Genomic DNA, 18,354 nt, shown 5'->3' on the forward strand with positions numbered 1-18,354 from the left:
TGACCTTGACACAGTGACAAGGTCTTCACTGGCGGCAGGAGGTACTCGCGATGAACCACAACTCGGACCCGCGCCTGCTCGCCGCGCTCGCCGCCGGCGACGCGTCCACCCGCCTGGAAGCCGCGCTCGCCGCCGGCACGCACGCCGACCCCGGGCTCGCCGACGCGCTCGTCGGCCGGTGCGCGGTCGAGCCGGACTTCTTCGTGCGCGACATGCTCACCTGGGCCTTGACCCGCCTGCCCACCGCAACCGTGGTCCCGCTGCTGCTCGTGGAGGTCCGGTCGGAGCACGCGCAGGCCAGGAGCCAGGCGCTGCACACGCTGTCGAAGATCGGCGACCGGGCCGCGTGGCCCGCGATCACGCCGGCGTTGCTCGACGACGCCGACGACGAGGTGAAGCGCAGCGCCTGGCGTGCCGCGGTCATCCTTGTGCCCGACGGCGGCCGCGGGGAGCTGGCGGTGCGGCTGGCCGCCCAGCTTGGCCGCGGCGACCGCGACACGCGCCTGAGCCTCAGCCGGGCCCTGGCCGCGCTCGGGGACGTGGTCGAGCCGGTCCTGCGGGTGGCCCTGGCCGCCGCCGACCCGGCGGTGCGTGCGCACGCCCGCGCCACGGAGCAGATCCTGCACGACCCGGACGCCGGGTTCGACCTGGCCGTCGACCAGGCGAAGCGGGTCGCGGCGCTCGGCCCGGAGCGCGCGTGCTGATCGGCGAAGTGGCCCGCCGGTCCGGGGTGAGCACGCGGATGCTGCGGCACTACGACTCCCTCGGGCTGGTGCGGCCGACCGGCCGGACCGTCGGCGGCTACCGCGAATACTCCGAAGCCGACATCCGCCGGATCTTCCACGTGGAAGGCCTGCGGTCCCTCGGGTTGTCGCTGCGGCAGATCGGAACCGCGCTGGCGGACGCGGACTTTCCGCCGTCCGCCCTGGTCGGCGACCTCATCCGGCGGACGGAAGACCGGCTGAGGCGCGAACAGGAGCTGCTCGAACGGCTGCGGGCGATCGACGCTTCGGCGCCGGACGGCTGGCCGGACGTCCTGCGCGTCGTGGAACTGCTGCACGGCCTCGACTCGCCGCACCCCGCGCACCGGCAGCAGGCCGTCCTCGCACCGGCCGAGGACGGCCCGGTGCCCGCCGACGTCCTGGCCAAGGCGCTCCTCGCCGAGGCCGACCCGAACGTCGCCGGCGCGCTCCGCTGGGCACTCGCGCGCGCCGGCGGCGACGGCGTGGCGAGCCTGGCCGCCGGCCTGCGTTCGCCCGACGCCGGTGTCCGGCTGCGCGCGGTGCTGGCGCTCATCGAGCTGCCCGGCGACGAAGCCGCGTCGGCGCTCGAGGGCGCGCTCGGCGACCCGGACCCGTCGGTGCGCCGGCGCGCCGCGCTGGCCACGGGCAGCCGGGGCGGGAGCGCGGCGGTGCCGATCCTCGCGGGCATGGTCGTCGAGGGCACGAACGACGTCGAGGCCGCCGAGGTCCTGAGCTCGCTGGCCACCGAACACGGCTGCGCGGACCAGGTCATGACCGCGCTCGCCGGCGAGCTGGCCGGCACCGGGGATTCCGCGGCGCGGATCCGCCTGACCCAGGCACTGGCCGAGCTGCCGCCGTCCCTCGCGCACGACGTCCTGCGGGAGCTGGCCCACGACGACGACCCGGCGGTCGCCCGCGTCGCCGCCGCCCTGGTGGCCCTCCGGTGACTCCTCAGCCGAGGCAGGCCCGGACGGCCTTGGCAAGGTTGGTCGCCCGCGGGTCGTCGGGCCGGTAGTTCCAGAGGTTCGTGAAGTAGCCGAAGCCGACACCGGAGTCGGGGTCGCCCCACAGGTTGACGACGGGGCGGCCACCGCATGACACGGCTAGGAGATCTTCCGGCGGTAAGCCGCCGTGGCGAAGACGTACGCCACGACGAGGATTCCGGCGCACCAGGCCAGCGCGACCCAGATGTCGCCGCCGATGGGCTGGCCGGTGAACAGGCCGCGGATCGTGTTGACGGTGGACGTCACCGGCTGGTGCTCGGCGAACCAGCGCACCGGGCCGGGCATTGTGGCGGTGGGGACGAACGCCGAACTGAGGAACGGCAGGAAGATCAGCGGGTAGGAGAACGCGCTGCCGCCTTCCGCGGTCTTCGCGGACAGCCCGGCGACCACCGCGATCCAGGTCAGCGCGAGGGTGACCAGGAGCAGGATGCCGGTGACGGCGAGCCAGGCCGGCACCCCGGCGCTCGAACGGAAGCCCATGAGGAGGGCGACGCCGACGACGATCACGAGCGAGATCAGGTTGGCGACCAGCGAGGTCAGCACGTGCGCCCACAGCACGGCCGAGCGCGCGATCGGCATGGAGTGGAACCGTTCGAAGATCCCGCTCTTGAGGTCGGTGAAGAGCCGCAGCGCGGTGTAGGCGATGCCCGACGCGATCGTGATCAGCAGGATACCCGGCAGCAGGTAGCCGACGTAGGAGTCCGAGCCGGTGGCGATCGCGCCACCGAAGACGTAGACGAACATCAGCATCATGGCGATCGGCATGATCGCCGTCGTGATGATGGTGTCCAGGCTGCGGGTGACGTGCTTGAGCGACCGTCCCAACAGGACGGTCGTGTCGCCGAAGACGTGCGTGGCCATCGTTTTCACCTTTCCGTGCGCGAGCCGACGACGGCGAAGAAGACGTCCTCGAGGGTCGGCTGCTTCTCGACGTACTCGACCTCGGCGGGCGGGAGCAGCCGCTTGAGCTCGGCGAGGGTGCCGTTCACGATGATGCGGCCCTCGTGCAGGATCGCGATCCGGCCGGCGAGCTGCTCGGCCTCGTCCAGGTACTGCGTCGTCAGCAACACCGTCGTACCGCGCGCGGCCAGGCCCTTGACCGCGTCCCAGACCTCGATGCGGGCTTCGGGGTCGAGGCCGGTGGTGGGCTCGTCGAGGAAGATCACCGGCGGGTCGCCGATGAGGCTCATGGCGATGTCCAGGCGGCGGCGCATGCCCCCGGAGTAGGTCGCCACCTTCCGCGCGCCCGCGTCGGTCAGCGAGAACCGCGCCAGCAGGTCGTCGGCGATCCTGCCCGGCTGCTTCAGGTGCCGCAGCCGGGCGACGAGCACGAGGTTCTCCCGCCCGCTGAGGATCTCGTCGACGGCGGCGAACTGCCCGGTGAGGCTGATGACCGACCGCACGTCGCCGGCCTGGGTGCGGACGTCGGAACCGTGGACTTCGGCGGTTCCGGCGTCCGGCTTCAGCAGCGTGCACAGGATGCGCACGACGGTGGTCTTGCCCGCGCCGTTCGAGCCGAGCAGGGCGAAGATGCTGCCGGGCGCCACGTCGAAGTCCACCCCGCGCAGCACGTGCAGGTCCCGGTACGACTTCTCCAGGCCGCGGACCCGGATCGCGGCCGTCATCGCTCTTCTCCGGCGGCCCTGGTCGAAGGCCGCCGTCTTCCGGTTCGGTCATGGTCGTTCCCTCCTCGGGCTACTCAGTGATACTTTGTAGTAGTACTCGTTATCACGTAGTACTGGCAAGGCCGGAGGGACCGCGGTGGACGACCTGAGGGAGATGCTCAAGGGCACGCTCGAGGGCTGCGTGCTGGAGATCATCGGCGGCGAGGAGACCTACGGGTACGCCATCACGCGCCGGCTGAACGACCTCGGCTTCGCCGACGTCGTCGAAGGCACGGTTTACACGATCTTGCTGCGGCTGGAGAAGAACGGGCTGGTCCAGGTGACGAAGCAGCCGTCCGGGCTGGGGCCGCCGCGCAAGTTCTACGCGCTCAACGACGCGGGGCGCGAAGAGCTCGCGCGGTTCTGGACGAAGTGGGAGTTCCTGGCCTCGCGCATCGAAAAGCTCAGGGAGGGCGGGCGATGAACCTCTGGGAGACCATGACGGGCAGCGACCTCACCAGGGACTGGAAGGCGTTCGAGGCCCGCGCGGACGCGCTGCCACCCGCCTTCCGCTCGGCGTGGGGCGAAATCACGGTCCACCTGCTGGCCTACGGGAGCTTCACCGGCCGCAACCTGATGCCGATCCTCGACGGAGTCCTGGGCCTGCTCGAAGAAACCGCGGCCGACGGGCAGGGCATCGACGACATGCTGGGCGACGACATCGCGGGCTTCTGCGCGGCGCTGGCCGGCGGCGAAGGCGCCCGGAGCTACCGCGACCGGTGGCGCGAGCAGCTGAACCGGACCGTCGCGAAGAAACTGTCCCGGCTGGGAGGCTGAGGTGGGCATCCAGGAGATCGTCGAGGGCAAGAAGCAGTGGCGGGCCCACACGGCGCGGGTCAAGGCGCTTCCGCCGGACTACCGGATCGTCTACCAGGAGATGCAGAAGTACCTCTTCAAGGTCGGCCCGTTCGACGGGCAGCTGCTCGCGGGGATCGTGGACTTCTTCGAGGAGGGAGCGGCGGCGGGCACGGGAGTCCTGGACCTGATCGGCCCCGACGTGGCCGCCTTCTGCGACGACCTGATCGACGACGCGAAGGGCCAGCACTGAGTTCTCCGGCGTACGCACGACCGGGCCGAGTCCGCCGTGCGACGATCTGTGGGTAACCCGGATCGGACGAAGGAGCCTCTGACCTTGCCCGTCGTGCACGCGCTGTGGTCGCCGGGGCGGGGTCTGCTGCTCTGGGCGGAGCGGGACCGGCGCCCGACGGGCACGTCGAGCCGTTCGACGCAGGTCGCGATCGCGCATCCGTTCGCGGTCTCCAGTGCGGATCTGACCGCGCTGCACCCCGGCAAGCCGACGTCGGTGACGTTGCTGCTGCCGTCGCGGGCGAACCGGCCGCTCGCCTCCGCCGAGACGGGCGCCCAGCGGCGTGCACCCACTCTGCGGCCGTGGTCGGTGCCGGCGCTGGTCGTGGACCCCATCGAGCTGGACGACCTCGACGACTCGGCGTCCTACGGCGCTTCGGTCACCTACCTGAGGGCGGTGGTTCGCCTGGCCGAGGACCTGGTGCGGCACGGGCGGGTGTTGCCGACGCTGGTCCGCCGCGGCGATGCCGCGGAGGCCCGGTGGCGCCCGGTGCTGCAGGGCGTGGACTTCGTCGCGTTCGACGCACTGGTCGCGGCGATGCCGCCGGTCGGGCGGGCCGAGCAGGTCGCGCCGCGCATCGGGGCCTCGCCGCGCGCGCTCGTCACCGATGCCCTCCACGTCCTGGTCGACGCGGCGGTCCGGGACCGGCTGGCGCGGGCGGAGCCGCCGGTCGACCTGCGCGGGCGCCCGGGCGCGGCCGGGGTGTGGCTGTCGGCGTTGCAGGGTGGCGATCCCCGCGTCGAGCTGCCGCTGGACGAGCTCGGTGCCGTGGCCGACGCCGTCGCGAAGTGGGACGAGGTCGCCGACACCGACGTCGTCGACGGCCGGGCGTGCTTCCGGCTGGCCGAGGTCGGCACCCTGCGTGCGCCGGACACGGACGATCCCGACGACCAGACCGGCGACGGCACCAAGTGGCAGCTGCAGTTCCTGCTGCGCGCCACGGCCGATCCGAGCCTGCTGCTGTCGGCGGGGCAGATCTGGTCGGGGGAGGCGCACGGCCTGGTCCGGGACCCGAGGGGCTTGTTCGTCGCCGAACTGGGCCGGGCCGCGCTGGTGGAGCCGATGCTGGCCCCGGCGTTGCGGCGGACCCAGCCGTCCGAGTACGACCTGACCGTCGAGGAAGCCGAGCAGTTCCTCACCTCGGGCGCGACCCGGCTGGTCGAGGCCGGGTTCGAAGTGCAGCTCCCGGCCACCTGGGACGGCCGGCGCCGGCTCGGGCTGCGGCTTTCCGTCCGCGGCACGCCGTCCGAGCAGGTCGTGACCCGCAGCCGGGTGGGCCGCGACGAGCTGGCCGGGTTCCGCTGGTCGGTCGCGGTGGGCGACGACGAGATCGGCGAAGAAGAGCTGGCCAGGCTCGTCGCGGCGAAGGTCCCGCTGGTGCGGCTGCGGGGCAGGTGGATCAGCGTCGACGCCGACCGCCTCCGCGCCGGCCTCGAGTTCCTGCGCCGCGACCCGCACCGGCGGACCCGGCCGCCCACCGCGGCCGAGCTGCTGGAGCTCGTCCACCTCGGGCTGGAGACGCCGCTCCCGGTCACCGGGGTCAGCGCCGACGGCTGGGTCGGGGACTTCCTGGCCGACCGCGTCCCCCGGACGCTGCGGCCGGTCGAGCTGCCGCCGTCGTTCCGGGCCACCCTGCGGCCCTACCAGCAAAGGGGCGTCGCCTGGCTGGCGTTCATGTCGGCGCTGGGGCTCGGCGCGTGCCTGGCCGACGACATGGGCCTCGGCAAGACCGTCCAGACGCTGGCGCTCGAGGCCGTCGAGCGGGCCGAAGCCGAGCACGGGCCGACGCTGGTGCTGTGCCCGATGTCGCTGGTCGGCATGTGGCAGCGGGAGGCGGCGAAGTTCGCGCCGCACCTGCGTGTCCTCGACCACCACGGCGGCGCCCGCGCGCACGGGGACGCGCTCGCCGAGCGGGTCGCCGCGGCGGACCTCGTCGTCACGACCTACGCCACCGCCGCCCGTGACGCGGACGAACTCGAGAAGGTCGCCTGGCGGCGCCTGGTGCTCGACGAGGCGCACGCCATCAAGAACGCCGACACCGCGACGGCCAAGGCGGTGCGGCGGTTCCCGGCCGGGCACCGGCTCGCGCTGACCGGCACGCCGGTGGAGAACCGGCTGGCGGACCTGTGGTCGGTGCTGGACCTGCTCAACCCCGGGCTGCTCGGCAGCCGGTACGAGTTCCGGCAGCGGTTCGCGGCTCCGATCGAGCGGCGGGGCGACACCGCCACGGCCGCCGAGCTGCGCCGGCTCACGCAGCCGTACCTGCTGCGCCGGGTGAAGACCGACCCGGCGATCGTCCCCGAACTGCCGGAAAAGCTCGAAATCCGCCAGGAGTACCGGCTCACTCGCGAGCAGGGCACGCTGTACCGCGCGATCGTCGACGAGATGATGAAGAAGATCGAGAGCAGCCAGGGCATCAAGCGCCGCGGCAACGTCCTCGCCGCGATCACGAAGCTCAAGCAGGTCTGCAACCACCCCGCGCACCTGCTGCACGACGGTTCCCCGATCGGGCACCGCTCCGGCAAGGTCAACCGCCTCGAAGAGGTCCTGGCGGAAATCCTGGCGTCGGGCGATCGGGTGCTGGGCTTCACGCAGTACACCGAATTCGGCCACCTGCTCGTGCCGCACCTGTCCGACCGGCTCGGCACCGAAGTGGGGTTCCTGCACGGCGGACTGGCGAAGGGGGCGCGAGACGCGATCGTGGACCGCTTCCAGGCCGGCGACGGGCCGCGGATCCTGTTGCTGTCGCTCAAGGCCGGCGGTTCCGGGCTCACGCTGACCGCGGCCGGCCAGGTCCTGCACCTGGACCGCTGGTGGAACCCGGCCGTGGAGAACCAGGCCACCGACCGGGCGTTCCGGATCGGGCAGGGGCGGAACGTCCAGGTCCGCAAGTTCGTCTGCCCCGGCACGATCGAGGACCGCATCGACACCTTGATCGCCCGGAAGCGCGCGCTCGCCGGAATGGTCGTGGGCGAAGGCGACGGCTGGCTCACCGAAATGTCCACCGACGCGCTGCGCGGAGTGCTCGCCCTGGGGGAGGAGGCGATCGATGACTGAGCTCCCGTGGTGGGCGACCCGCTTCATCCGCGCGTTGACGACGATCGGCATCCTGCTGCCCGCGCCGGGCCAGGGGCAGGTGGTGTCCTTGACGGTCGGCGCCGGGCGCGTCGACGCCGAGGTGCGCGACGGCGGCCTCCACCAGGTGCGAGTCGGCCTGGCGGCGTTCGGGAAACCGGACTGGGCGGCGATCACCCACGCCCTCGCCGCGAAGGCGTCGCTCACGGTCCAGTTGCTCGGCGGCGAGCTGCCCCGCGACGTCGAACAGGTCTGCAAGGCGGTCCGGCTGCCGTTGTTCCCGTCGTCGGCCCGGGAGGTGTCGCTGGACTGCACGTGCCCGGCCGCCGAGGTGCCGTGCGGCCACTTGAACGCCGTGTTTTCGGCGCTCGTGGCGCGGGTCGCCGAGGACCCGTTCACGGTCCTCGCTCTGCGCGGCCGAGGCCGGGAAGCGTTGCTTGAGGAGCTGAAGAACCGGCTCATCTCCGCCGGGCCAGAGGATCCCGACGACACATCGGCGGCCCTGACCGACGCCATGGACACGTTCTTCGACGCCGGCCCAATCCCGGGCCAGGGCGGCTCGGCACCGTTGCACAGCCCGCGAACGGCGTCGGACGCGCTACTGGACCAGGCGCCGCCGTTCGCGATCACGGTGGGCGGCGAGGATGTCGCCGAGCTGCTCAGGCCGGTGTACCGGGCACTCGCCGGTGAGCAGGACGGCTAGGGCCTGTATCGAAGTTGCGGGCTTTGGCCGAGCGGCTGGGCGAAGCACGTGGGATGCCGGTGTGGACTCCACGATCGCATCAGCTTGCTGCCGGTGCGCGGAAGAGGGGCTCTGCAGGGCGGGTCACCGTCGAGCCTGATGATCACGCGTTGGGCCGGTGCCGCTGTGGATTGGCCACCAAGCTGCATCGGGGATGTGGGCAGGGCCTACACCTCGAAGGCCAATCGAGCGCACCTGGGTGGTCGTGGAATCAAGGCAGTGGCGGGCTCTCGCCGCTTGGGATGTGGGTGTAGGCCCGTAGCCTTCTGGCTGCGGGCCTTTCCCGTGTTCGGTTGTCTTACGCTGCGAATGGCAGCGGTTGGTGCAGGTTGTTGCGCCTGGGTTTTCGTTGCCTGTCCAGGAATGCTGGGGGTAGGAACTCGGGCAGGCCGTCGGCGGCGATGCGGACTTCCCAGCCTGAACGGTGTAGCAGTCGGTGGTGGTGGGCGCACATCAACACCAGGTTGTGCAGGTCTGTGGGGCCGCCTTCGGCCCAGTGGCGGATGTGGTGGCCCTGGCAGTGGCGTGGTGGGCGGTGGCAGCCGGGGAATGCGCAGCCTCGGTCGCGCAGGTACAGCGCCCGGCGCAAGCCTGCGGAGATCAGGCGGCGGAGGCGGCCTAAGTTCAACGGTTCGCTTTTCTCGCCCAGTACCGCTGGGATGATCATGCTGTCGCAGGCGTGGACCCGCGCTTCGGCCGCGGTCATTGTGCCGGTGTCGCCCAGGGTGGCCTCGCCGAGGCCGGACTTGAGGTCCTTCAGGTGGACCGCGACCATCACGTGGGCTCGTTCGCCTGCCTGCATGGGCAGGGTTGGGGAGTTGAGGGCCAGGTCGATCGCGTCGGAGAAAGCGTCGCCGTAGCGTTCCTGCGGGGAACGGTGATCGCCCGCCTCGTTGGTGCCTGTGCGGCGTTCGGCCAACGAGTCCAGCAGCGCGCTGGCTCGGGTGCCCGTCTCGTCGTCGAACCGGCCGTGCAGTTCCCATACCCCGGTTCTTTTCCGGCGCAGCGAGAGTTCGCGGCTGGGAATCGGCGGTTCGGTGGAGTCGGGTTCGGGGCCGTCGGGGTCCAGGTGCGCCACGATGCGGGCTCCCAGGGCGGCGACCTGCTTGTAACCCGCATTCTCGGCCAAGGCCAGCAGGTGCTGCTCGGCATCGTCACGGTGCTCAAGGGGAACCTCGGTCAACGCTCCGACGATGGTGTCGATCATCGGGTTGCTCAAGCGGCCCGAAGAAGCGGCAGCCGCCGTTGCGGGAGCCACGGCGGGCGGACTGTCGAGGTGATGACCACCGTGCAACCCACGGGCTCGATTGACCACCGTCTCCGCCGCAGACTTCGGGATGTCGGCCAGGTGCTCGAGAAGCCGAGCCACCGAGCGATAGCCGAACAGCTCCATCACCCCACGCGACTCGATGTCGACCAGCAGAGCACCGATCTCCGCCTCCGCCGACCGCACAACAGTAAGCAGCGCGGTGATACGATCGGCCAAGGCCATCGCATCCGTCTTCCACGCCGTTTCCGTTGCCATACAACAAGGTTAGCCGAACCCGAACACACGATCATCACTCGTTCGGGTAGACCCGAGAAGTCCGGCAGGGGCACCGTTGCGTGGGGAATCGGCGCTCCGGCACCGGGCAAGAAACGACCATAGGAAGCGCCGATTTCCCACGCCCCGGCGAAGCCGTATCTTTGGAGACGAGTCAAGGACGTCCGCCCCGGTGTCCGCACGTTGAACTCCCCGCAAACCCTTCGCCGATTGCCGTTGCGCTCCCCACCGAAATCGGCAAACATCCACGTTCGTCGCGGAACACGGCGAAGGGAGCGAAATGCGCGTGCGAAAGCTGCTCGTGGTCGTCACGGCGGTAACCGCGATCGCCGCCACGGTGAACGTCCCGGCATCGGCAAGCCCCGGAGCCCCGGCCGTCGTCGTCAGCACGGTGAACATCGAGGGCGCCAAGAACTTCCGAGACTTCGGCGGCTACCCCACAACGGACGGCCGCACGGTACGCACCGGCGTGGTCTACCGCTCCAACAAGCTTTCCGGGCTCACCGAAGCGGATGTCCAACAGCTCACGGCGTTGAACGTCTCGCTGGACGTCGACCTGCGCAACGTGAAGGAGCGCCACGACGAGCCGGACCGCAAGCCCGCGGCCACCCGCTACCAAGTGGCCGACGTGGTCTCGCTCGAACACGGCCTGCGGTTCCACGACAACGCCGCGGTCACCCTGGTGAAGGCCATCGCGGCCGGGCTGCTCAACGGATCGGACAACCTGGGCCAGTCGATCGGCTACCCGTTCATGGTCGACTTCGTCGGCGCGGACTACGCGTTCGGCGACCTGCTGCGCGCCATCGCGGCGAACGGTACCGGCGCGACCGTGTTCCACTGTTCGGCGGGCAAGGACCGCACCGGCTGGGGCACCGCGATCCTGCTGAGCCTGCTGGGTGTACCGCGCGCGACCATCGAGGCGGACTTCCTGCTCAGCAACGACAAGCTGGGCAACCCGAAGGCCGTCGAGCTGAGCTGGCTGCGCGCCGCGTTCGACGAGGTCGACCACCTGTACGGATCGATGGACGCCTACGCGCACCAAGGCCTCCGCCTCGACGACGCGACCATCGCCGCGCTGAAGGCCCACCTGCTGGTCTGACCCGCGGCCGGCGGCCCGATCAGTCGGCGCGGTCCAGGCTGGTGCGCAGCGAAATGGGCTTGAGCAGGACGGCGGCGAGCACGCCGAGCAGGGCGACACCGGCGGAGATGGCGAAGATGTGCCCGGTGGCGGTGCCGTAGGCCGACGCGGCTCCGGCACCGTGCGCGGTCTGCTCGGCGACCTGCCGGGCCAGTACGGCGCCGAGGACCGCGACGCCGATGGTGCCGCCCAGCGAGCGGAAGAAGGACACCGTGGCGCTGGCGGCGCCGACGTCCCGCAGCGACACGGCGTTCTGCACGATGAGCACGAAGTTCTGCAGCGTCATCCCGACGCCCGCGCCGATCAGCAGCATCGCCACCGCGATGAAGACCAGCGGGGTGGACTCGTCGAGGAAACCGAGACCCGCGAAGCCGGCGGTGAGGCTGATCGAGCCGGTGACGAGGTACGGCTTGATCCGCCCGGACCGGCTCACCATGCGCCCGGCGGTGATCGACGAAACGAGGATGCCCGCCATCATCGGGATGGTGAGCAGGCCCGCCTCGGTCGGGGTGCGGCCGCGGCTGACCTGGAAGTACTGGCTGAGGAACACCGCGGCGCCGTACATCGCGGTGCCGGCGGCGAGGCTGCCCAGGATCGCCAACGCCGTGGTGCGCTGACGGATGATGCGCGGCGGGACGACGGGTTCGGCGGCGCGGGTTTCGGTCCACGCGGCGAGCCCGAGCAGGAGCGCGCTGCCGCCGACCATCGCGGCGGTCTGCCACGACGCCCAGCCGAACGAGTCGCCGGCGAACGACACCCAGATCAGCAGCAGGCTGACCCCGCCGGTGATCAGGGTGGCTCCCCAGTAGTCGATGCGGACGTTCTCCCGGCGCACCACGGGCAGCCGGAGCGTCAACTGCAGCAGGACGAGGGCGACGACGGCGAAGGGGACGCCGATGAAGAAGCACCACCGCCAGCCCAGCCAGGACGTGTCGACGACGAACCCGCCCAGCAGCGGGCCGCCGATGGTCGACAGCGCGGTGACGCTGCTCTGGTAGCCGGCGTACCGGCCGCGTTCCCGGGGCGGGATCATCGCGGCGATCGCGATCTGGACCAGCGACTGCAGGCCGCCGACCCCGATGCCTTGCAACGCGCGGGCGGCGATGAGCTGCCCGGTGTCCTGCGCTAGGCCCGCGGCGATCGACCCGGCGATGAACACCACCGTGGCGATCTGGATGAGCGTCTTCTTGGCGTAGAGGTCGGCGAGCTTGCCCCAGATCGGCGTGGCGGCCGTGGCCGCGAGCAGCGTCGCGGTGACGACCCAGGCGTACTGGGTGGCCGAGCCGTGCAGGTCCCGCAGCATCCGGGGCAGGGCGGTGGAAACCACGGTGCTGCTCAAGGTCGAGACGAACAGGGCGAGCAGCAGGCCGCTCAGGGCCTGGAGGACCCGGCCGCGGGTGGCGAGGGTGGTCACGCGTGCTCCGCGGGGATGAGGTGCAGGACGGTGCCGTCGGCGGTGACGTAGAGCGAGCCGCCGGCCGCGGCGACCGCGGTGAACGGCCGCGGGATGCCGGGAAAGCCGTGCACACGGAGGTCCGGGAGGTCCCTTGTGGACGGTGCGGCCGCCGGAAGCGCGGTTGTGGTCACGGTTTCCGCGGTGGTCAGGTCCACCGTGACGACTCGACCGGCGCCGGTTTCGGCTACATGCAGCAGACCGGCGGCGACGTCGATCCCTTGGGGAGCGTCGAACCCTCCGGCCACCGGCGTTCCGTCGTCGAGGCGGTACACCTGGCCGTGTGCTTCGTCGCTGACGTAACAGTTCTCCTCGTCGACGGCCACGTCGACCGGGCGGCCCAGACCGTCGGCGAGCACGCTGACGGTGTCGTCGGCGTCGATGGCGAGCACGCGTCCCGCGCCGGCTTCCGCGACGACCAGGACGCCGTCGGCGCGAACGGCGATGCCGAGAGGCTGGTCGAGGTCCTTCGCGCGCGTGCGCACCGCCCGGGTGGTCCGGTCGTACGTGCGGACCTGGCCGTACTGCGAAGTCACGTGCAGCAGGTCGCCGTCCGCGACGATGCCGTGGGCGAACGTGAGCAGTTCGGTGGTGGCCACCTCGCTCTCCCGCGGCTCGGCGATGCGGTAGTGGTCGGCGGTGTGCACGGTGCCGCCCAGGTCGACGGTCACCCCGAACGGCCCGGCGAACCCGCGTGGGGCGACTTCCCGCGTCCGGCCGTCCGGGTGGACCTCCGTGATGCCGCCGCCGGCGTAGCTGGAGACGAACAGGCGGTTCTCGGTGTCGAAGGCGGCGTTGTCCAGGCCGGCGAGGCCGCTGGTGAGCAGGGACCGTTCGCCGGTGCCGTGCAGTTCGATGCGGGTGATGATGCCCTCGGCGCCGCGGGAGAGCACCAGCAGCGTGCCGTCGAGGCCGAAGCGGACGGCAACGGGCTCGTGCACGTCCGCGGCGACGAGCTCCGGCGTGCCGCCGTCCGGCGGGATGCGGAAGACCTCGCCGGTGAGCATGTGCGGGTAGTAGAGGTGGCCGTCCGGGCCGAGCTGCATGGCGTTGCCCATGGCGAGCCCGCCGGTGAGCACGACGGGCTCGCCGCCGGTCAGCTCCAGCAGGCGGCCGCCCGGGATCATCTCGTTGACGAAGAGGCGGTCGCCGACGCACGCGATGCCGTTGGGCAGCCGCACCTGGTCGGTGACGAGGGTGAAGGCGCCGTCGGGGTGGCGCCGCCACACGCGGCCGGGGACGAGGTCGGTGATGTACATCGAGCCGTCCGCGCCGAAGGCGAGGTCGTCCGGCGCCTGGACCGGTCCGTCCGCGGGCACGACGACTTCGAGGTCGCCGGTGGCCGGGTCGAGGGCGCTGATCTCGCCGGCCAGGAACTGGGCCACGTACAGGCGCCCGTCCGGGCCGAAGGCGACGCCGTTGGAACCGCGCAGGGGAGTGGGCCGGGTCAGCCGGCGCGCTCGGTGGCTCATGCGCCGACCAGGACTTCGTCCAGACCGCCGTCGGCGCGCCAGCGCCGCAGCAGGTCGTGGAAAGCAACCGGACCCGGGCCGAAGGAGTTGCTGACCGGGCGCGGTTTGCCCTCGTTGTTGTAGTAGCCCGGGGTGCACTCGGAAAGGAAGCGGAACGTGTCGCGGGCGTTCGCGCGGATGGTGGCGACCCAGGCGTCCTGCGCTTCGGCGGTGGGCTCCACGTACCGGGCGTCGCGCTTGCGGGCCTCGGCGACGACCGCGCCGATGTGCCCGGCCTGTTCGGTGAGGATGTGGGTGAAGTTGACGGCCGAGGCGTTCTGCAACGGTCCCAGGTGGAACAGGTTGGGGAACCCGTGGCTGTAGAACCCGTGCAGCGTCCGCGGTCCCCGGCCCCAGGACTCCAGCAGCGACTGCCCGCCGCGGCCGTAGACCGGCAGCGTGCCCGAGAGGATGCCCGAGACGCCGACCTCGAAACCGGTGGCGAAGACGACGCAGTCCACTTCGTACTCGCGGTCGCCGACGACGACCGCGTTCTCGGTCATCCGGGTGATGCCGCCGTGGTCGGCCGTGTCGACCAGGGTCACGTTGGGGCGGTTGAACGTCTGCAGGTACAGGTCGCTGAAGGTCGGCCGCTTGCACATGTACCGGTACCACGGCTTGAGCAGCTCGGCGGTGGCCGGATCGGTGACGACGTCGTCGACGCGGGCGCGGATCTCGTTCATCTTCCGGAAGTCCGCGATCTCGTCGAGGTACTCGCGGTCGGCGTCCGACAGCTCGGTGTCCAGGGTGCCGCCGAGCATCTGGCGCTGCAGCCGGGCGCTGCTCGTCCAGCCGTCCCCGACGAGGTCTTCCGCGGCGTGCCCGCCGGTGACGATGGTCAGGAAGTTCTCCATGCGCTCGCGTTGCCAGCCCGGCTCGAGCGAAGCGGCCCACCGCGGATCGGTGGGCCGGTTGCCGCGGACGTCCACAGTGGAGGGTGTGCGCTGGAAGACGTAGAGCTGCTCGGCGTCGCGGCCGAGGTGGGGGATGACCTGGATGCCGGTCGCGCCGGTGCCGACGACCGCGACCTTCTTGTCGGCCAGCTCGTGCAGGCCGCCGTCGGCGGTGCCGCCGGTGTAGCCGTAGTCCCAGCGGCTGGTGTGGAAGGTGTGCCCGCGGAAGGTCTCGATGCCGGGGATGCCGGGCAGCTTCGGCTGCGTGAGCGTGCCGGAGGACACGACGACGTACCGGGCGCGGAAGCCGTCCCCGCGGTCGGTGCGCACCTGCCACTCGGCGGCGTCGTCGTCCCAGCGCAGTTCGGTGACGCGGGTGTGGAACAGCGTGTCGCGGTCGAGGCCGTAGTGCTCGGCCACGGCGACGGCGTGCTGCCGGATCTCTTCGCCGGGGGAGTAGCGCCACCGCGGGACGTACCCGACCTCCTCCAGCAGCGGCAGGTACTCGTAGGACTCGATGTCGCAGTGGATGCCGGGGTAGCGGTTCCAGTACCAGGTGCCGCCGAAGCCGCCGGCCTCGTCGATCACCCGGATGTCCGCCACCCCGGCTTCGCGCAGCCGGGCGCCGGCGAGCAGGCCGCCGAACCCGCCGCCGACCACGAGCGCCTCGACGCGGTCGGCCACCGGGTCCCGCTCGACGCGCTCGGTGTAGGGATCGACGGCGTAGTAGCCGAACTCGCCGGCGACGCGCCGGTACTGGGCGGCGCCGTCCGGCCGGAGCCGGCGGTCCCGCTCCACCCGGTACTTCTCGCGCAGGGCATCGGGGTCGAAGCCGAGTTCACCGGGGGTGAAGCGCGTGCGGTCCAGCTGCGAGGACATGCGATCCCTTCTGCCGGTCACGGGCCGGGCTCGTGACTTTCGCGCCAGCTCGCGGACGCCGACGTGAAAAATGTTAAATCAACTGATTGATTTAGCATACCGACTCGTGCCCGGCCCGGGTCGCCGGGGGTTCAGACCGCGGACCACCCGTTGTCGACCGGCAGGATCGCGCCGTTGATGTTGCCGGCCGCGTCGGAGGCGAGGAAGACGATGGCAGCGGCCTGTTCGTCGGCCTCGGCCACGCGGCCGAAGCCCGCGGTGTAGGCGGCGAGCGCGGCCGGGCCGTGCCCGGGGGCCGGCGGCGCCGCGAGGATGGCGGTGCGGGTCGCGCCGGGGGCGATCGCGTTGGTGCGGATGCCGTCGTTGCGGTACATGGTCGCCAGCGACTTGGTCAGGCCGACCACGCCGTGCTTCGAAACGGTGTAGGCCGTGCCGGCGGCGCTGCCGCGCAGGGCCGCCTCCGAGGCGGTGTTGACGATGGCGCCGGCCCCCTTGGCGAGCATGTGCGGCAGGACGGCCGGGCCAGCAGGAACGGTGCCGTGAGGTTGATCCGCAGCACCCGGTCCCATTCGGCGTCGGTGACGTCCGCGGTGGCGGTCATGGCGTCCATCACGCCGGCGTTGTTGACCAGCACGTCCACGCCGCCGTACTGCTCGACGGCCGTGGCGACGACCCGGTCGACGACCTCCTGCTCGCTGAGGTCGCCGAGCACGGCCACCGCGGCCCCGCCGGCGGTGGTGATCTCCTCGACCGCCGACTGGGCCCCGGCGGCGTCGACGTCGGCGATGACGACCCGCGCCCCCGCGGCGGCGAACCGCAGCGCGGCCGCCCGGCCGATCCCCGACCCGCCGCCGGTGACGATCACGCTCTTACCGTCGAAACTGCTCATCCGCTGCTCCTCGTCGAAACCGGTGTGGTGTTCGAGGAGATCTTGCCGGGGGCGGATCACCCACGCCGCACCGCTGCCCCCGGCGTCGGCCGGGGGCAGCGGTGCGGTTGGGTGGCTCAGGCGAAGTTCTGCCAGCCGGAGCCGATCAGGGTGCCGCTGCCGTAGGGCGCGGTGTTGCTGCCGCCGTTGGTGTAGAGCCAGAGCGTGCCGTCGGGCTTGGTGGCGGTGAGGTCGGCTCGCCCGTCACCGGTGACGTCGCCGGCCTGGATCCGGTCGAACTGCGCCCAGCCCGCACCGACCTGGGTCCCGCTGCTGTAGGGCGCCGTGTCGCTGCCGCCGTTGGTGTACAGCCACAGCGTGCCGTCCGGCTTGGCCGCCACCAGGTCCGCTCGGTGGTCTCCGGTGACGTCCTCGCCGAGGACCGAGGTGAACGCCTCCCAGCCGGCACCGACCTGGATCCCGGTGCTGTACGGCGAAGTGTTGCTGCCGTTGTTGGTGTAGAGCCACAGGGTGCCGTCGGGCTTGGCCGCGACGAGGTCGGCGCGGCCGTCGCCGGTGACGTCGGCGAGGGTGACGTTGCTGAACTGCTGCCACGCGGAGCCGATCAGGGTGCCGGTGTCGTACGGTGAAGAGCTGCCGTTGTTGGTGTACAGCCACAGGCTTCCGTCGGGTTTGGCAGCGACGATGTCGGCTCGGTGGTCGCCGGTGACGTCGCCGGCGCGGAACCAGCTGAAGCCCTGCCAGCTGCTGCCGACCAGGGTGCCGGAGTCGTACGGCGAGGTGTTGCTGCCGTTGTTCTTGTAGAGCGAGAGCGACCCGTCGGGCATGCGGGCGACGAGGTCCGCTCGCCCGTCACCGGTGACATCGCCCGCCGAGACGCCGTTCGCGCCACCGCCCGAGCCGCCCGCCAGCGCGGCCAGCTGGGCCAGCGATCCGTTGAAGACGTTGGAGTCGTGGGCCGCGCCGCGGCCGCACGCGTCGATGTCGTACTGCCAGAACGTCCACCGGGTACCCCAGCCCGGCACCGACGGCGGCGCGGAGTTGCAGCTGGCGATGTCGAGCGGGTACCCCGAAAACGCGGTGCTGCCGCCGGTGCACGGGTTCCACCAGTTGACGTTCGTGTAGATCATCGGCGTGCGGCCGATGCGGGCCTTGACCTGGTTGAGGAACGAGCTGATCCACGTCCGCATGTCGCTCTGGCCGAGCCCGTAGCAGTCGGGCAGGTTCAGCGAGCTGTAGGGCCACTCCAGGTCGAGGAACGGCGGCAGCGTCCGGCCGTCGGTGGCCCACTGCAGGTGGTCGACGAAGTAGTTCGCCTGGCCCACCGCGTTGCCCAGGTCCGGGCGGCCGAACGCGTAGGCGCCGGTGTAGAGCCCGGCGTTCTTGGCGCCGTGGTAGTCCTGGTCGAAGTACGGGTTGGTGTAGCCGGTGCCTTCGGTCGCCTTGACGAACGCGAACTCGTCGCCGGCGGCCTTCTGGTTCGCCCAGTTGACCGTCTTGCCGCTCGCGTGGTCGTGGCTGGAGACGTCGATCCCGTTAATGCTGTAGCCCGGGGGGAGGCCGGCCGCCCGCGCCGCCGGGGCGTGCGTTTCCCGGGCGGCCTTGGCGGATCCGTTCGGCACGTCGGTGGGCATGGGTTCGGCGATCGCGGCCGGCGTTCCCCCGAGGAGGACTGCTCCGGCCAGCACCGCCAGGAGGTACTTGCGCATGATGAGCTCCCGTTGCGAGAAAGT

Annotated in this window: 16 protein-coding genes and 1 pseudogene; 8 read left to right on the forward strand and 9 right to left on the reverse strand. The window is 71.4% G+C overall.

Translation table 11 applies throughout. From position 1 onward, the window contains the following. Window positions 1-50: 50 nt before the first annotated feature. Together ACIQWX_RS17380 and ACIQWX_RS17385 are read left to right on the forward strand one after the other, a co-directional pair. The gene (locus ACIQWX_RS17380) at window positions 51-704 is read left to right on the forward strand and encodes a HEAT repeat domain-containing protein (RefSeq protein ID WP_400871399.1); all 654 of its coding nucleotides are present in this window, start codon (window positions 51-53) and stop codon (window positions 702-704) included. Further along, window positions 698-1,690 carry a HEAT repeat domain-containing protein gene (locus tag ACIQWX_RS17385; RefSeq protein WP_400871402.1) on the forward strand — a complete coding sequence of 331 codons (993 nt, stop codon included), beginning with the start codon at window positions 698-700 and terminating at the stop codon, window positions 1,688-1,690. Before ACIQWX_RS17380 ends, ACIQWX_RS17385 begins: the two co-directional genes overlap by 7 nt. Before the next feature lie 4 nt (window positions 1,691-1,694). Here the strand turns inward: ACIQWX_RS17385 and ACIQWX_RS17390 are convergent, their stop codons facing one another. The 3 genes from ACIQWX_RS17390 to ACIQWX_RS17400 are packed head-to-tail and all read right to left on the reverse strand — an operon-like array spanning window position 1,695 to window position 3,372. Continuing rightward, entirely contained in the window at window positions 1,695-1,844 is a 150-nt protein-coding gene (locus tag ACIQWX_RS17390; protein WP_400871405.1) for a hypothetical protein, read from the reverse strand. Window positions 1,845-1,846: 2 nt separating this feature from the next. Next, complete coding sequence (locus ACIQWX_RS17395; RefSeq protein ID WP_400871408.1) at window positions 1,847-2,608, reverse strand: ABC transporter permease; 762 nt, start codon at window positions 2,606-2,608, stop codon at window positions 1,847-1,849. 5 nt (window positions 2,609-2,613) lie between these two features. Continuing rightward, on the reverse strand, window positions 2,614-3,372 hold the full coding sequence (locus ACIQWX_RS17400; RefSeq protein WP_400871411.1) for an ABC transporter ATP-binding protein: 759 nt from the start codon (window positions 3,370-3,372) through the stop codon (window positions 2,614-2,616). Window positions 3,373-3,508: 136 nt separating this feature from the next. On the opposite strand from ACIQWX_RS17400, the gene ACIQWX_RS17405 reads away from it, so the two are divergent. The 5 genes from ACIQWX_RS17405 (at window position 3,509) to ACIQWX_RS17425 (ending at window position 8,276) form a co-directional block, all read left to right on the forward strand. Next, window positions 3,509-3,835: a PadR family transcriptional regulator gene (locus ACIQWX_RS17405; RefSeq protein WP_400871414.1), complete on the forward strand. Its 327-nt coding sequence runs from the start codon at window positions 3,509-3,511 to the stop codon at window positions 3,833-3,835. Next, window positions 3,832-4,188: a DUF1048 domain-containing protein gene (locus ACIQWX_RS17410; RefSeq protein ID WP_400871417.1), complete on the forward strand. Its 357-nt coding sequence runs from the start codon at window positions 3,832-3,834 to the stop codon at window positions 4,186-4,188. The genes ACIQWX_RS17405 and ACIQWX_RS17410 overlap by 4 nt, the downstream gene beginning before the upstream one ends. A 1-nt stretch (window position 4,189) precedes the next feature. After that, on the forward strand, window positions 4,190-4,459 hold the full coding sequence (locus tag ACIQWX_RS17415) for a DUF1048 domain-containing protein (RefSeq protein ID WP_400871420.1): 270 nt from the start codon (window positions 4,190-4,192) through the stop codon (window positions 4,457-4,459). A gap of 84 nt (window positions 4,460-4,543) precedes the next feature. Continuing rightward, window positions 4,544-7,555 carry a DEAD/DEAH box helicase gene (locus ACIQWX_RS17420; RefSeq protein WP_400871423.1) on the forward strand — a complete coding sequence of 1,004 codons (3,012 nt, stop codon included), beginning with the start codon at window positions 4,544-4,546 and terminating at the stop codon, window positions 7,553-7,555. Further along, window positions 7,548-8,276: a hypothetical protein gene (locus ACIQWX_RS17425; RefSeq protein ID WP_400871426.1), complete on the forward strand. Its 729-nt coding sequence runs from the start codon at window positions 7,548-7,550 to the stop codon at window positions 8,274-8,276. The genes ACIQWX_RS17420 and ACIQWX_RS17425 overlap by 8 nt, the downstream gene beginning before the upstream one ends. A gap of 337 nt (window positions 8,277-8,613) precedes the next feature. Here ACIQWX_RS17425 and ACIQWX_RS17430 read toward each other — a convergent pair whose 3' ends face one another. After that, window positions 8,614-9,840 (reverse strand): DUF222 domain-containing protein, encoded by a 1,227-nt coding sequence (locus ACIQWX_RS17430; RefSeq protein WP_400871429.1) that lies wholly within the window; start codon window positions 9,838-9,840, stop codon window positions 8,614-8,616. A gap of 298 nt (window positions 9,841-10,138) precedes the next feature. Here ACIQWX_RS17430 and ACIQWX_RS17435 point away from each other — a divergent pair, with 298 nt between their 5' ends. Next, window positions 10,139-10,957: a tyrosine-protein phosphatase gene (locus tag ACIQWX_RS17435; RefSeq protein WP_400871432.1), complete on the forward strand. Its 819-nt coding sequence runs from the start codon at window positions 10,139-10,141 to the stop codon at window positions 10,955-10,957. Between the two features lie 19 nt (window positions 10,958-10,976). On the opposite strand, the gene ACIQWX_RS17440 is transcribed toward ACIQWX_RS17435, so the two are convergent. The 5 genes and pseudogenes from ACIQWX_RS17440 to ACIQWX_RS17460 form a co-directional block, all read right to left on the reverse strand. After that, the gene (locus ACIQWX_RS17440) at window positions 10,977-12,410 is read right to left on the reverse strand and encodes an MFS transporter (RefSeq protein ID WP_400871435.1); all 1,434 of its coding nucleotides are present in this window, start codon (window positions 12,408-12,410) and stop codon (window positions 10,977-10,979) included. Then, the gene (locus ACIQWX_RS17445) at window positions 12,407-13,921 is read right to left on the reverse strand and encodes a hypothetical protein (RefSeq protein WP_400871438.1); all 1,515 of its coding nucleotides are present in this window, start codon (window positions 13,919-13,921) and stop codon (window positions 12,407-12,409) included. Before ACIQWX_RS17445 ends, ACIQWX_RS17440 begins: the two co-directional genes overlap by 4 nt. Continuing rightward, complete coding sequence (locus ACIQWX_RS17450; RefSeq protein ID WP_400871441.1) at window positions 13,918-15,732, reverse strand: flavin-containing monooxygenase; 1,815 nt, start codon at window positions 15,730-15,732, stop codon at window positions 13,918-13,920. The genes ACIQWX_RS17445 and ACIQWX_RS17450 overlap by 4 nt, the downstream gene beginning before the upstream one ends. Window positions 15,733-15,863: 131 nt before the next feature. Beyond that, a pseudogene (locus tag ACIQWX_RS17455) lies at window positions 15,864-16,621 on the reverse strand (SDR family NAD(P)-dependent oxidoreductase). 116 nt (window positions 16,622-16,737) lie between these two features. Then, window positions 16,738-18,330, reverse strand: a complete 1,593-nt coding sequence (locus tag ACIQWX_RS17460) for a GH25 family lysozyme (RefSeq protein WP_400871444.1) — start codon at window positions 18,328-18,330, stop codon at window positions 16,738-16,740. Between the last annotated feature and the right edge of the window lie 24 nt (window positions 18,331-18,354).

Origin of the sequence: Amycolatopsis sp. NPDC098790 (assembly GCF_044759945.1) — a bacterium.
GTDB lineage: Bacteria > Actinomycetota > Actinomycetes > Mycobacteriales > Pseudonocardiaceae > Amycolatopsis.

Coding starts and splice junctions, on each gene's coding strand:
- ACIQWX_RS17425 (WP_400871426.1), top strand. CDS start 7,548: ATGACTGAGCTCCCGTGGTGGGCGACCCGCTTCATCCGCGCGTTGACG.
- ACIQWX_RS17410 (WP_400871417.1), top strand. CDS start 3,832: ATGAACCTCTGGGAGACCATGACGGGCAGCGACCTCACCAGGGACTGG.
- ACIQWX_RS17460 (WP_400871444.1), bottom strand. CDS start 18,330: ATGCGCAAGTACCTCCTGGCGGTGCTGGCCGGAGCAGTCCTCCTCGGG.
- ACIQWX_RS17430 (WP_400871429.1), bottom strand. CDS start 9,840: ATGGCAACGGAAACGGCGTGGAAGACGGATGCGATGGCCTTGGCCGAT.
- ACIQWX_RS17395 (WP_400871408.1), bottom strand. CDS start 2,608: ATGGCCACGCACGTCTTCGGCGACACGACCGTCCTGTTGGGACGGTCG.
- ACIQWX_RS17445 (WP_400871438.1), bottom strand. CDS start 13,921: ATGAGCCACCGAGCGCGCCGGCTGACCCGGCCCACTCCCCTGCGCGGT.
- ACIQWX_RS17435 (WP_400871432.1), top strand. CDS start 10,139: ATGCGCGTGCGAAAGCTGCTCGTGGTCGTCACGGCGGTAACCGCGATC.
- ACIQWX_RS17380 (WP_400871399.1), top strand. CDS start 51: ATGAACCACAACTCGGACCCGCGCCTGCTCGCCGCGCTCGCCGCCGGC.
- ACIQWX_RS17400 (WP_400871411.1), bottom strand. CDS start 3,372: ATGACGGCCGCGATCCGGGTCCGCGGCCTGGAGAAGTCGTACCGGGAC.
- ACIQWX_RS17450 (WP_400871441.1), bottom strand. CDS start 15,732: ATGTCCTCGCAGCTGGACCGCACGCGCTTCACCCCCGGTGAACTCGGC.